Origin of the sequence: Kosakonia pseudosacchari (assembly GCF_015167415.1) — a bacterium.
GTDB classification, from domain to species: domain Bacteria; phylum Pseudomonadota; class Gammaproteobacteria; order Enterobacterales; family Enterobacteriaceae; genus Kosakonia; species Kosakonia pseudosacchari.
Genome location: NZ_CP063425.1, coordinates 297,543 through 310,842, shown reverse-complemented (window position 1 = coordinate 310,842; position 13,300 = coordinate 297,543). Strand labels below are relative to the sequence as shown.

Annotated in this window: 11 protein-coding genes; 4 read left to right on the top strand and 7 right to left on the bottom strand. The window is 55.1% G+C overall.

All coding sequences use genetic code 11. The features are described 5' to 3' along the window. Positions 1–74 precede the first annotated feature (74 nt). Positions 75–443: a diacylglycerol kinase gene (locus tag IP581_RS01450; RefSeq protein ID WP_097401665.1), complete on the bottom strand. Its 369-nt coding sequence runs from the start codon at positions 441–443 to the stop codon at positions 75–77. Between the two features lie 130 nt (positions 444–573). Between IP581_RS01450 and plsB the strand changes: the two genes are divergently transcribed. Continuing rightward, positions 574–2,997 (top strand): glycerol-3-phosphate 1-O-acyltransferase PlsB, encoded by a 2,424-nt coding sequence (plsB, locus tag IP581_RS01445; protein WP_193821586.1) that lies wholly within the window; start codon positions 574–576, stop codon positions 2,995–2,997. Positions 2,998–3,037: 40 nt separating this feature from the next. Here plsB and ubiA read toward each other — a convergent pair whose 3' ends face one another. From ubiA to malK, 5 genes are all read right to left on the bottom strand, one after another. Continuing rightward, positions 3,038–3,913 (bottom strand): 4-hydroxybenzoate octaprenyltransferase, encoded by an 876-nt coding sequence (gene ubiA / locus IP581_RS01440; RefSeq protein WP_193821585.1) that lies wholly within the window; start codon positions 3,911–3,913, stop codon positions 3,038–3,040. Between the two features lie 12 nt (positions 3,914–3,925). Beyond that, positions 3,926–4,423 (bottom strand): chorismate lyase, encoded by a 498-nt coding sequence (gene ubiC, locus IP581_RS01435; protein WP_086873908.1) that lies wholly within the window; start codon positions 4,421–4,423, stop codon positions 3,926–3,928. A gap of 180 nt (positions 4,424–4,603) precedes the next feature. Then, positions 4,604–5,548, bottom strand: coding sequence for a maltose operon protein MalM (gene malM / locus IP581_RS01430; protein WP_193821584.1), 945 nt, complete (start codon positions 5,546–5,548; stop codon positions 4,604–4,606). 108 nt (positions 5,549–5,656) lie between these two features. Further along, a complete protein-coding gene (locus IP581_RS01425; RefSeq protein ID WP_193821583.1) occupies positions 5,657–6,982 on the bottom strand; it encodes a maltoporin in 1,326 nt (441 codons plus the stop codon). A 175-nt stretch (positions 6,983–7,157) separates the two neighbouring features. Then, on the bottom strand, positions 7,158–8,267 hold the full coding sequence (gene malK, locus IP581_RS01420; RefSeq protein WP_097401670.1) for a maltose/maltodextrin ABC transporter ATP-binding protein MalK: 1,110 nt from the start codon (positions 8,265–8,267) through the stop codon (positions 7,158–7,160). Positions 8,268–8,637: 370 nt separating this feature from the next. On the opposite strand from malK, the gene malE reads away from it, so the two are divergent. The 3 genes from malE to malG all read left to right on the top strand — a co-directional run bounded on the left by malE (position 8,638) and on the right by malG (position 12,467). Next, complete coding sequence (gene malE, locus IP581_RS01415; RefSeq protein WP_086873904.1) at positions 8,638–9,828, top strand: maltose/maltodextrin ABC transporter substrate-binding protein MalE; 1,191 nt, start codon at positions 8,638–8,640, stop codon at positions 9,826–9,828. Between the two features lie 189 nt (positions 9,829–10,017). Continuing rightward, entirely contained in the window at positions 10,018–11,562 is a 1,545-nt protein-coding gene (malF, locus tag IP581_RS01410; protein WP_097401671.1) for a maltose ABC transporter permease MalF, read from the top strand. Positions 11,563–11,576: 14 nt separating this feature from the next. Then, a complete protein-coding gene (gene malG / locus IP581_RS01405) occupies positions 11,577–12,467 on the top strand; it encodes a maltose ABC transporter permease MalG (RefSeq protein WP_086873902.1) in 891 nt (296 codons plus the stop codon). 338 nt (positions 12,468–12,805) lie between these two features. Here malG and psiE read toward each other — a convergent pair whose 3' ends face one another. Further along, complete coding sequence (gene psiE, locus IP581_RS01400) at positions 12,806–13,216, bottom strand: phosphate-starvation-inducible protein PsiE (RefSeq protein ID WP_017459426.1); 411 nt, start codon at positions 13,214–13,216, stop codon at positions 12,806–12,808. Positions 13,217–13,300 lie beyond the last annotated feature (84 nt).

The following is a 13,300-nucleotide window of genomic DNA, read 5'->3' as shown; positions in this document are numbered from 1 at the left end:
AGTATATACAGCTAAAGGCGATTTTGGAACCAAATTTAAGCAAAAAACCAGGGCGTTATCGAATTCTGGAAGCGTTATCCAAAATGTGACCAGAGTAATGCGATCCAGGTAAAGAGCGCCAGCAGGATGGACATCAGCACCGCCGCCGACCCCATATCCTTCGCCCGCCCGGAAAGTTCATGGAATTCCGCACCAATACGGTCTACCACAGCTTCGATGGCGCTGTTCAGAATTTCGACAATCATCACCAGCGTCACAGAACCAATCAGCAGTACGCGCGTCATTGTGTCAATATCGAGCCAGCAAGCGATTATAATTGCCAGGATAACCGCAACGGATTCCTGACGAAATGCCGCTTCATTAATCCAGGCGGCGCGAACGCCTTTCCAGGAATATCCAGCGGCTTTAATGATCCGGGTGAAACCGGTGGTATTATTAGCCATTTAAAAGAACCTTTTTATTAAATTGGCGTCAATGTCTCAGCAAGCGCGCAGCGGTACAACAGAAATTATGTGCGCTTTCTGATATTCTTGCGGCGCAATGGCACTATTAACCAGAGGCTTTACATCCTTTATGTCCGGCTGGCCACGAATTTACTACAAATTACTGAATTTACCATTAAGCGTGCTGGTAAAAAGTAAATCGATTCCCGCAGAACCTGCACAGGAACTGGGTCTCGATACATCACGCCCCATCATGTATGTGCTGCCTTATAACTCAAAGGCAGATTTACTGACTTTACGCGCGCAGTGTCTGGCGCATGAGCTGCCCGATCCCCTGGAACCGCTGGAAATCGACGGCGCTTTGCTGCCGCGTTTCGTGTTTATCCACGGCGGCCCGCGTGTGTTCACGTATTACGCGCCGAAAGAAGAGTCGATCAAGCTGTTCCACGACTACCTGGATTTACATCGCAGCCATCCCGATTTGGATGTGCAAATGGTGCCGGTATCGGTGATGTTTGGTCGTTCGCCAGGGCGTGAAAAAGGCGAAATTAACCCGCCGCTGCGCATGCTGAATGGCATCCAGAAATTCTTTGCGGTTTCCTGGCTTGGCCGCGACAGCTTTGTGCGTTTTTCACCACCGGTTTCGCTGCGCCGGATGGCGACCGAGCACGGCACCGATAAAATTATCGCGCAGAAACTGGCGCGCGTGGCGCGTATGCACTTTGCCCGCCAGCGTCTGGCTGCGGTAGGCCCACGACTGCCGGCTCGCCAGGATTTGTTTAACAAATTACTCTCGTCCAAAGCGATTGCCCGCGCCGTTGAAGATGAAGCGCGCAGCAAAAAAATCTCCCATGATAAGGCGCAGCAAAACGCCATCGCGCTGATGGAAGAGATTGCCGCGAACTTCTCCTACGAGATGATTCGCCTGACCGACCGCATTCTGGGTTTTACCTGGAACCGTCTCTATCAGGGTATCAACGTGCATAATGCAGAGCGCGTACGCCAGCTGGCGCATGACGGCCACGAAATTGTCTATGTGCCCTGCCACCGTAGCCATATGGACTACCTGCTGCTCTCCTATGTGCTCTATCACCAGGGGCTGGTGCCGCCGCATATCGCTGCTGGTATCAACCTGAATTTCTGGCCCGCCGGACCGATTTTCCGCCGGCTGGGCGCTTTCTTCATTCGCCGCACCTTTAAAGGCAACAAGCTCTATTCCACCGTGTTCCGCGAATATCTGGGCGAGCTGTTCAGCCGTGGGTATTCCGTGGAGTACTTCGTTGAGGGCGGACGTTCGCGCACCGGGCGTTTGTTGGATCCGAAAACCGGTACGTTGTCGATGACCATCCAGGCGATGCTGCGCGGCGGTACGCGCCCAATCACGCTGGTGCCAATTTACATCGGGTATGAACACGTGATGGAAGTGGGCACTTACGCCAAAGAGCTGCGTGGCGCGACGAAAGAGAAAGAGAGCCTGTTGCAGATGGTGCGAGGTTTAAGCAAGCTGCGTAACCTCGGTCAGGGCTATGTGAACTTCGGCGAACCTATCCCGCTGATGAACTACCTGAACCACCATGTTCCGGAGTGGCGCGAAGCCATCGATCCCATTGAATCCATCCGTCCGGCGTGGTTAACACCAACGGTGAACGCCATTGCCGCTGACCTGATGGTGCGCATCAACAACGCGGGTGCGGCTAACGCCATGAACCTGTGCTGTACGGCGCTGCTGGCCTCCCGCCAGCGTTCACTGACGCGTGAGCAGCTGACCGAGCAGTTAAGCTGTTATCTCGAGTTGATGCGCAACGTGCCTTATTCGCCGGATTCGACCACACCTTCGGCCAGCGCCAGCGAGCTTATCGATCACGCGCTGCAGATGAATAAATTCGAAGTCGAGAAAGACACCATCGGCGATATCATCATTCTGCCGCGTGAGCAGGCGGTGTTGATGACCTACTACCGCAACAACATTGCGCATATGCTGATGCTGCCGTCGCTGCTGGCGGCCATTGTCACCCAGCACCGCGCGATCTCCCGTAGCGAGATCCTGCGCCACGTCGAATTACTCTACCCGATGCTGAAAGCCGAGCTATTCCTGCGCTGGGAAAAAGCAGAACTGTCGCACGTGCTGGAGAATCTGACGCAAGAACTGCTGCGCCAGAGCTTGTTGACGGTGAAAGACGATCGTCTGAGCATCAATCCGGCGCACTCCCGCACTTTGCAACTGCTGGCGGCAGGCGCGCGTGAAACCTTACAGCGTTACGCCATTACTTTCTGGCTGCTGAGCGCCAACCCGGCGATGAACCGCAGCACGCTGGAAAAAGAGAGCCGCACGCTGGCGCAGCGTCTGTCGGTGCTGCACGGCATTAACGCGCCGGAGTTCTTCGATAAAGCAGTATTCAGTACGCTGGTGCTGACGCTGCGCGATGAAGGTTATATCAGCGATACCGGCGATGCGGATCCGGCACGCACCTTAAACGTGTACCAGATGCTGGCGGACTTGATAACGTCGGATGTGCGTCTGACGATTGAGAGCGCGACGCAAGCGGAAGCGTGATAGTAAATTTTCCCCTCTCTTCCCGGAGAGGGGAAAAAACTCAAGGCAAATGCAGGTAACTCAACGCCAGCCCTAAAAACAGCACCAGCCCCACATAGTTATTATTCATAAACGCTTTAAAACAGGCATCCCGGTCGCGACCGGCAATCAATTTTTGCTGGTAAACAAACAGCGCACCGGCGATCAGCACTGTCCCGTAGTACATCCATCCCAGCCCATTCAGCCAGCCAACAGACGCCATCAGCGCCAGCACAGCCACCTGCAAAATCCCGATAATCAGCTTGTCGAAACGACCAAACAAAATCGCCGTCGACTTGATACCAATCTTCACATCGTCGTCACGATCAACCATCGCATACTGCGTGTCGTACGCCACCGCCCATAGGATATTGGCGAGGAACATAATCCAGCAGCTCAGCGGTACAGACTCACTCACGGCGGCAAACGCCATCGGAATCGACCAGCCGAACGCCGCGCCGAGCACCACCTGCGGCAGATGCGTATAGCGCTTCATAAACGGGTAAACCCACGCCAGCGCCAGCGCCGCGACGGAGAGCAGAATGGTCATCACATTCAGTGTCAGCACCAGCGCGAAGGCCAGCAGCACCAGCACCACAAACAGCACGCGCGCTTCATTTTCCGTCACCGCGCCGCTTGGCAACGGGCGATTCGCCGTGCGTTTAACATGACCATCAAATTTACGATCCGCATAGTCATTGACCACACAACCGGCAGCGCGCATCAGCCAGACACCTGCGACAAAAACCAGCAAAATCCACAGCGGCGGCACGCCCGGCGTTGCCACCCACAGCGCCCACAGCGTTGGCCACAGCAGCAGCAAAGCGCCAATTGGTTTGTCCGTACGCATAAGCCTGTGAAAGGCCAACAGCTTATTCTGCGTGAGACTCCACTCCATTTTCTTTTCCTCTTAGTACAGCGGCGATGCAGGCAAAAACAGTTCGGTCAGCATCAGCGGTTTTCCGCCCAGACGCAGACGGGAACGGCGTCCCCAGAGCTGCTCATGACGACCAATTTCAATAAAGTCACGCGTAAGCGTAGATGAGGTAAAGAGATATCGCCCAAGCGGCGTTTTACCCAGGGTTTGCAGCGCCAGTTCCGGGCCGCTCAGCGTTGATTCCGGCACCACGGTGCGTCCGGCGAGCCAGGGTTCCCCGTCGGCGCAGAGAATAATTTCCCGCAACCAGTAACGATCCTCCTTCGGCAGACTGTCGCGCTCTTCGGCGATCTCATCTTCCGTCACAAAGCCTTCCCGAATCAGCGTCACGCTGACCGTCTTGCCTTGTTGCTCAAAACGTTTGGTCATCGAATCTTCCAGCAACAGCCACTCGAGCAGTTGCGGGTCAAGCGCGGGGATTGCGTCTACGTAGCGCAGCGCACGCAGTTGCGTAAGCGCAGGGTGTGACATGCCTAACTCTCCGGTACATAACGTAGCGTTATTGTATCGCAGAACCGGCGCACGGGGCGGGGAAACTTCATTCAGTTTTCATCAGCGCAACAGATGCGCAACAGCGCGCATCTGCGCCGGAAAAAAAGGTGCGTCAGGCGACGCACCAGTTGCTGCAAATATCAGCATTGTGGGGAGAGATTACCCCTTGCCTTTTACACTGCTGATAAAAGTGGCACGGGCGGTTTTCGACCCGAGGCGTTCTGCTTCATTCAATAATTTCAGCGCTTTATCAATATCACCTTTCGCAGCGGCTTGTTTGATGGCCTGGTTAAAGTAGCTCTCTGTATCGTTGAGCATCGGCTCGCTTTTCACCACTGGAGCAGGAGCCGCAGCGGTCGCGGCGGCCGGAGCCGGTTGCGCGCTATAAGCCGGTGCGGCAGTATTGCCCACGGTAACGGAAGCCGGGCCGGAAGAACCAAACAGCGGGCCGACTAAGATACTGGAAGAGGAAGAGGTACTGGCTTTCAGCGCCAGTGAACCCGTTACGCCATGGCGGGCAATTGGATCGGGAATATCCGGTACAGCGTTACCGTTACCTTTGGCATAGGCTTTAGCCGGATCCACCATCTGCGTAGTTTTTTGCAGATCTTTTTGCGTGGTAAATACCAGCAGATAAAGTTTCTGCTGACCCAACGCCGGGGTCAGTTTCATCGTACCTTCTAAACGGTTATCCGACATCACACCCGGTTCCTGATAAGCGAAGAAACTGGACGGGAAAAATGCCGCAGGTGTGAAGTTCTGATCAAGTACCAGCACGTTCGGCGCATAAACGCTCTCGTTGTTCACTTTGCTGGTCAATGTTATGTTCAACTCGCCAATATTCGCCGGAACGCTATAGGCCATCACCGGGCCAGTAATATCTCCGGCGTTCAGCGTCTGCCCGGCGGCAGAAATATCACTGCTCAGCGTTTGTGAAGGTGACACCGGAGTCCAGTGCAGTTGTTGCAGCGTTGACGTTGGGATAGATGGCGCAGCAGAGATATCCTGCGGCACGATATTCACAGCAGCCAGGCTCACAGCGGGAGCCGCAGCCAGCAACCCTGCGGATAAGCAGAGTGCGACGAGACTTTTTTTCATTTTCATTATGATCACCTTGATTGCGTGGTGAGCGTTGGCCAGGCAATAGCGCGCGTCACCTAAGATTGAGGGGCTTGCGCCCCTCATTTGGTCATTACAGCGGGTGTTTAAGCCTTACCACCAGATTTCCATCTGGGCACCGAAGGTCCACTCGTCGTCGTTACCACGACTATTGGTGCCAAAGCCAAACGGTGTGGTGGCGCCATTGCTCGCAGCCAGGGAAGAGGTGTTGCCATCGGCGTCCGTTTTCACGTAACCCCATTTCTCATCCCACTTGGCGTAGGTAGCGAAAACGCGGATTGCCGGACGAGACCAGATGCTGTCGCCCGCCTGCCACTGTTGCGCCAGGGTGATTTTGTACTGGCTGTTGCGATCGCCCGTTTGCTGGGATTTGACATTGTCGTAGCCCACTTCCATCAACGTGCTCATGATCGGCGTCCATTTGTACATCGGACGGACACCCACGGTGTACCAGGTATTACCGCGCTTGTTATCGCGATCGGTGTCCTGATACATACCGACATACATCAAATCCCACTTCTCAGCGAGGTTGATAGCACCGTGATCCAGTACGCGGATCAGGTGACCGTCGTTATCCACAGCGCCGCCGCGAGCCTGGCCTTTACCCTGTGAGATCATCGCGTCGGTGGCGTACTGCACCACGAACTTGTTGTAGCCCTTCATCATGCTCTGAGTATGTTCAGCGGTGAACATCCAGCCATCTTTCGATGCGCCCGGCTCCAGGTAATAGTCGTCAGGAATGTTGGTGTGACCGTAGTCAACGCCCAGTTCCAGCACACCGTTCGGGTTGGTCGCCAACTGCGCTAAACGCACATCGAAGACATCGTTCGGCACGGCATGGTTGTAAGTGCGCAGACCGGTGGTCGAGTCGCGATCGCCAAAGGCAGAAGAACCACCCAGCTCAGAAGAACGCGTTGCGGCCAGAGAGAGTTTACCGATGCCAACGTCAATATTTTCAATACCTGCACCCGGGCCGGAAATATCCCAGTAGTAGAAGTCGATCATGTGTACGTCATGGCGCTGATAGAAACGCTTACCGGCCCAGATGTTGGCGCCTGGCAGGGAGTCGATCAGGTTTTTACCCACTACGTTAAATTCGCGAACCGCTGGTACGTTGTCGTTTTCCCAGTCGTTCAGCTGTGCGGTTTTATAGGCAATGTTGGAGTCGAAATAGAAGCTTTTATCCGCTTCTTTCCAGACTTCCTGGCCTAATTTAATTTCCGCATAGGTTTCGCATTCGTTACCGAGACGGTATTTGGCATCTGCACCGGTGGCCTGGAAGCATTGCTGCTCGCCGCCGCTGCCGGTCCAGCCAATCCCCGAACGGGCGTAACCTTTGAAGTCGACAGCACCCGCCTGTGCAGACAGTACGCCTGCCGCGATGGCGAGAGCCAGTGGAAGTTTGCGCAGAGCAATCATCGTTCTATCTCCTGAGCTTGCTTTTCTTTTTTTTACACATCCCCCTTCGCGCTATCTCTTTACTGGCAGCCTTCTTTCACTCCGGTCGCGTACCTGGGTACGAAACGGGAAGTTCAGTCAGTTGCCGCCTCGACATAATGCGAATGGCTTTGTGTAAACGCTTTGTGGGGTACGCTTAAACGCCCGGTTCTTTATGTAACCGGCGGCAGGCGCTGCCATCTTCACGGAACAGATGGCAACGCTCCGGCGGTAAGCCGATGGCGAATGTGGCACCCTCTTCTACCAGCACCACGTCAGTCTGGCGGTAGACCAGGTTCTGACGTATTGCAGGGATCTGGATATGAATTTGTGTTTCGTGACCAAGCTGTTCGACGACCTGAACTTCGCCCTCCAGCGTGACATCGGCGATGTCGCTGGGCAGCAGATGCTCCGGGCGGATGCCCAACGACATATTCGCGCCGACCTGCACATTGGCGCTGTCCACCGGCAGCCAGACGCGCTGGCGGTTGGGCAGCTCAACCTGTACTTGTTCAATAGCGGTAGCGGTCACTTTTACCGGCAGGAAGTTCATCTTCGGCGAGCCGATAAAACCGGCGACAAAGCGGTCTGCCGGGTAGTGATACAGCTCCAGCGGTTTACCCACCTGCGCTACGCGCCCGGCGTCGAGCACCACGATTTTGTCGGCGAGCGTCATCGCTTCCACCTGATCGTGAGTGACGTAAATCATCGTGCGGCCAAGGCGTTTGTGCAGACGGGAGATCTCAATACGCATCTGCACACGCAGGGCGGCATCAAGGTTGGAGAGAGGTTCATCAAGCAAGAAGACGCTGGGCTCAGCCACCAGGGTACGACCAATCGCCACGCGCTGGCGCTGGCCACCGGAGAGCGCTTTCGGTTTGCGATCCAGTAAATGCGCCAGTTGCAGCACTTCCGCTACCTGCGTGACGCGCGATTTGATCATCTCTTTTTTCGCGCCCGCGAGCTTCAGGCCGAAAGACATATTTTCCGCCACCGACAAATGCGGATAGAGCGCGTAGGACTGAAACACCATGCCAACGCCGCGTTCGGCGGGCGGAACCTCATTCATGCGGGTATCGCCAATCAGCAAATCCCCGCTGGTGATAGTTTCCAGCCCGGCAATCATGCGCAGCAGCGTCGACTTACCACAGCCTGACGGGCCGACAAACACCACGAATTCTCCTTCGTGGATGTCGAGACTGATGTCTTTCGACACCACCACATCGCCCCAGGCTTTCGTTACATTACGCAGCTGTACGCTCGCCATGCCCTTCTCCCTTCGTTACAACCTGTCACCAACAGAAACATTCAACGTGGGCTGACTATGGAGCATCGATTCAGCGGGCGAATCCTCCACCCCCCTGGTTTTTTGTGGGGGAGGAGGCGGGAGGATGAGAACAACGGCTCTGCCCCCTGGATGGGCGGGCTGCGGGCATTTTCGTGATGGGCTCTGCAAAAATCGGCGCTTTTTTATGTGCGCCAACACACATAATGCAAATCTCTGTAACAGAGATCACACAAATCGCCCCAGGGGCGTAGGGTTAAGGAGGATGAGAAGCGCTTGTCAAAAAAGGAGACTAATCCCGTCGAACTACCTTGAGCGTATCCACGAGCACATAACCTAAAGGACGGGATATATGAAAATCAAAACAGGCGCACGCATCCTCGCTTTGTCCGCAGTGGCGACGATGATGTTTTCCGCCTCTGCCCTCGCCAAAATCGAAGAAGGTAAGCTGGTCATTTGGATTAACGGCGACAAAGGCTATAACGGCCTGGCCGAAGTGGGTAAGAAATTTGAGAAAGACACCGGCATTAAAGTCACCGTAGAACACCCGGATAAGCTGGAAGAGAAATTCCCGCAGGTAGCCGCGACCGGCGATGGCCCGGACATTATTTTCTGGGCACACGATCGCTTTGGCGGCTATGCGCAATCCGGTCTGCTGGCAGAAGTCACCCCGGATAAAGCCTTCCAGGACAAGCTGTTCCCCTTCACCTGGGACGCCGTACGCTATAACGGTAAGCTGATTGCCTACCCGATTGCTGTCGAATCCTTATCGCTGATTTACAACAAAGATCTCGTGCCGAACCCGCCGAAAACCTGGGAAGAGATCCCGGCGCTGGATAAACAGCTGAAAGCGAAAGGTAAGAGCGCGCTGATGTTCAACCTGCAAGAGCCGTACTTCACCTGGCCGCTGATTGCCGCCGATGGCGGTTACGCCTTCAAGTTTGAAAACGGCAAATATGACGTGAAAGATGTCGGCGTCGACAACGCAGGCGCGAAAGCGGGTCTCGGCTTCCTCGTGAAGCTGATTAAAGACAAGCACATGAATGCCGACACGGATTACTCCATTGCGGAAGCGGCGTTCAACAAAGGTGAAACCGCGATGACTATCAATGGGCCGTGGGCATGGGCCAATATTGATAAGAGCAAAATCAACTACGGCGTCGCGCTGCTGCCAACCTTTAAAGGTAAGCCTTCTAAACCGTTCGTTGGCGTGCTGAGCGCAGGCATCAACGCCGCCAGCCCGAACAAAGAGCTGGCGAAAGAGTTCCTCGAAAACTACCTGCTGACCGATCAAGGCCTGGCAGACGTCAACAAGGACAAACCGCTGGGTGCGGTCGCGCTGAAATCTTACCAGGATGAACTGGCGAAAGATCCACGCATCGCCGCGACCATGGATAACGCGAAAACCGGCGAAATCATGCCGAACATCCCGCAAATGGCCGCCTTCTGGTACGCCACACGTACCGCGGTTATCAACGCCGTTAGCGATCGCCAGACCGTCGACGCCGCGCTGAAAGACGCCCAGGGTCGTATTACCAAGTAAAAATGTGAATGCCTTATCCCCGGACGGGGATAAGGCGAATTGGACATGTTGTATACGCGGCATCCTTCGCGCGCACCACGGCGGTAGCGTTGTGTATCCCGGAGCGCTTACAAAAGTAAGCATCAAGCGTGCGCAACCGCAACCAACAAAGCGGCTGCGTGAAGGGTGTCGAGTAGAGAGGAAATCCCCATGGATGTAAGAAGAAAACGCCACTGGTGGCAAAGCCCGCAGCTCGCATGGGCGGCCATCACCGTTGTTGGCCTGTTGGTGGCTTACCTTGTCGTTATGATGTATGCCCAGGGGGAATACCTTTTCGCCATTACCACGCTCGTGCTTAGTTCGGCGGGCCTCTATATCTTCGCCAACCGTAAAGCCTACGCCTGGCGCTATGTTTATCCCGGCGTGGCGGGCATGGGGCTGTTTGTCCTGTTCCCGCTGATTTGTACCATCGCCATCGCGTTTACCAACTACAGCAGCACTAACCAGCTCACCCAGGAGCGCGCGCAGCAGGTGCTGCTTGATCGTTCCTACCAGGCAGGTAAAGCGTATAACTTTGGGCTCTACCCGGAAGGTGACGCATGGCGACTGGCGCTGACCGACGGCGACAGCGGTAAAAACTACGTTTCCGATGCGTTCAAACCCGGCGGCGAGCAGCAACTGACGCTAAAAGAGGCTGATGCCCTGCCCGCTGGCGAGCGCGCCAATCTGCGCATCATTACGCAAAATCGCCAGGCGCTGAACCAACTCACCGCCCTCCTGCCGGATGGCAGCAAAGTGGCGATGAGTTCGCTGCGCCAGTTCTCCGGTACGCGCCCGCTGTATCAGCTTGAACAGGACGGTACGCTGACCAACAACCAGAGCGGCGTGAAATACCGGGCGAACAACGATATCGGCTACTTCCAGGCAATTAACGCCGACGGCAGTTGGGGTAGCGAAAGGCTCAGCCCCGGCTATACCGTGACCATCGGCTGGGATAACTTCACTCGCGTCTTTACCGATGAAGGCATTCAAAAACCGTTCATTGAGATCTTTATCTGGACGGTGGTGTTCTCGGTGCTAACCGTGGTGCTGACCGTTGCTGTCGGCATGGTGCTGGCCTGCGTGGTGCAGTGGGAATCGCTAAAAGGCAAAGCGATTTATCGCGTGCTGTTGATTCTGCCGTATGCGGTGCCGTCGTTTATCTCAATTTTGATCTTCAAGGGGCTGTTTAACCAGAGCTTTGGTGAGATCAACATGATGCTGAGCGCGCTGTTTGGCATTAAACCGGCGTGGTTTAGCGATCCCGCAACCGCGCGCTCGATGATCGTGATCGTCAACACCTGGCTCGGTTATCCGTACATGATGATCTTGTGCATGGGACTATTGAAAGCGATCCCTGACGATCTGTATGAGGCCTCGGCGATGGATGGTGCCGGGCCGCTGCAAAACTTTTTCCGTATCACCTTTCCGCTGCTGATCAAGCCGCTAACGCCGCTGATGATCGCCAGCTTCGCGTTTAACTTTAACAACTTCGTGCTGATCCAACTGCTGACCAACGGCGGGCCGGATCGCATTGGCACCACCACACCGGCCGGTTATACCGACCTGCTGGTGAGCTACACCTATCGCATCGCCTTTGAAGGCGGCGGTGGTCAGGACTTTGGGCTCGCCGCCGCCATCGCCACGCTGATTTTCCTGCTGGTGGGTGCGTTAGCTATCGTCAACCTGAAAGCTACGCGCATGAAATTCGATTAAGGAGGACGAAAATTATGGCTATGGTGCAGGCGAAATCGCAAAAGCTGCGGCTGTTTATCACCCATTTGTTATTGCTGGTGTTTATTGCCGCCATTATGTTCCCGCTGCTGATGGTGGTCGCCATTTCGCTGCGTGAAGGTAACTTCGCCACCGGCAGTTTGATTCCGGAAAACATTTCGTGGGAGCACTGGCGTCTCGCGCTGGGCTTTAGCGTCGAACACGCTGATGGCCGCGTCACACCGCCGCCGTTCCCGGTGCTGCTGTGGCTGTGGAACTCGGTAAAAATCGCCAGTATCACCGCTGTCGGCATTGTCGCGCTCTCCACGACGTGTGCGTATGCCTTTGCCCGTATGCGTTTTCGCGGCAAAGCGACATTGCTGAAAGGGATGCTGATTTTCCAGATGTTCCCGGCGGTATTGTCGCTGGTGGCGCTGTACGCGTTGTTTGACCGGCTCGGCCAGTACGTGCCGTTTATCGGTCTGAATACACACGGCGGGGTGATCTTCGCTTACATGGGCGGGATCGCGCTGCATGTATGGACGATCAAAGGTTATTTCGAAACGATCGACGGTTCGCTGGAAGAAGCGGCCTCGCTGGATGGCGCAACACCGTGGCAGGCGTTCCGTTTGGTGCTGCTGCCGTTGTCGGTGCCGATTCTGGCGGTAGTGTTTATTCTGTCGTTTATCGCCGCCATTACCGAAGTACCGGTTGCCTCGCTGCTGCTGCGCGATGTGAACAGTTACACGCTGGCGGTCGGGATGCAGCAATATCTCAACCCGCAAAACTACCTGTGGGGCGATTTTGCCGCGGCGGCGGTGCTGTCCGCGATCCCAATTACGGTTGTCTTCCTGCTTGCGCAGCGCTGGCTGGTTAACGGCCTGACCGCAGGCGGTGTGAAAGGTTAATTTTCATTGTTGTTATTACGCCTTAAATGTTTCGGGTTAACGCAAGGCGGCGACTGCACGAATCCCCGGGAGCTGGCTGAAGTCAGTGACCGGGGTGAGTAAAGGAAACCAACACAGCTATCACCCGAAAGATGACCGGCGTTGCCACTGCACCCTCAACTTGTATCACCCGAAACTCTCAATAATTCAGGTTGCAGGAAGGCGGCAAGTGAGATCATCCCCAGCAGCTTACATAAGTAAGTGGCTGGGGTGGACAAACGCAGCCAACGCCCCCTGCAGACTGAAGAATGACGAGTAACTTGTGAAGTCATTGGCGGCCCTCGAAGGCCGCCCTTTTTTTATTCGCGCCTCAGCCGTTGCGAGTTACACAACCACAGCGTGATCACCAGCAACAGGATCGCCGCCGAGTAGATCAACACATCCATTGGCGACTGGTGATCGACGATGATCAACCGCACAATCGCGGTAATACCAATGTAGATAAAGTAGCGCAGCGGGAAGTGAAACCCGGACTGAAAGTACTTCACAATCAGGGCGATAAATTCGAAATAGAGAAAATAAACCACCAGCCCTTCCACCAGCTCATATTTGCTGGTTTGCACTGGCGCGAACAGGACATCCGCCAGATGCAGTGTCTCTTTGCCCAGAAAGACAATCAGAATCAGACCGAGGCTCAACAGACCAAGATTCAGCACGGTCTGCAATATGGTCGAAATAAACTCAACGCGTGGACGAGTTAGCGATGTCATAGCGGCACCTCATTGCTGTGAACAACACTTTGTATATCGCAAAAATGTGATCTGGATCTACATTATTTGCTTATATTTTGTGAC

What these genes read in the sequence shown, in the direction of transcription:
- malK (WP_097401670.1), bottom strand. Translation starts at nt 8,267, where the DNA reads ATGGCGAGCGTACAGCTGCGTAATGTAACGAAAGCCTGGGGCGATGTG.
- malM (WP_193821584.1), bottom strand. Translation starts at nt 5,548, where the DNA reads ATGAAAATGAAAAAAAGTCTCGTCGCACTCTGCTTATCCGCAGGGTTG.
- malE (WP_086873904.1), top strand. Translation starts at nt 8,638, where the DNA reads ATGAAAATCAAAACAGGCGCACGCATCCTCGCTTTGTCCGCAGTGGCG.
- malF (WP_097401671.1), top strand. Translation starts at nt 10,018, where the DNA reads ATGGATGTAAGAAGAAAACGCCACTGGTGGCAAAGCCCGCAGCTCGCA.
- ubiA (WP_193821585.1), bottom strand. Translation starts at nt 3,913, where the DNA reads ATGGAGTGGAGTCTCACGCAGAATAAGCTGTTGGCCTTTCACAGGCTT.
- plsB (WP_193821586.1), top strand. Translation starts at nt 574, where the DNA reads ATGTCCGGCTGGCCACGAATTTACTACAAATTACTGAATTTACCATTA.
- malG (WP_086873902.1), top strand. Translation starts at nt 11,577, where the DNA reads ATGGCTATGGTGCAGGCGAAATCGCAAAAGCTGCGGCTGTTTATCACC.
- IP581_RS01450 (WP_097401665.1), bottom strand. Translation starts at nt 443, where the DNA reads ATGGCTAATAATACCACCGGTTTCACCCGGATCATTAAAGCCGCTGGA.
- ubiC (WP_086873908.1), bottom strand. Translation starts at nt 4,423, where the DNA reads ATGTCACACCCTGCGCTTACGCAACTGCGTGCGCTGCGCTACGTAGAC.
- IP581_RS01425 (WP_193821583.1), bottom strand. Translation starts at nt 6,982, where the DNA reads ATGATTGCTCTGCGCAAACTTCCACTGGCTCTCGCCATCGCGGCAGGC.
- psiE (WP_017459426.1), bottom strand. Translation starts at nt 13,216, where the DNA reads ATGACATCGCTAACTCGTCCACGCGTTGAGTTTATTTCGACCATATTG.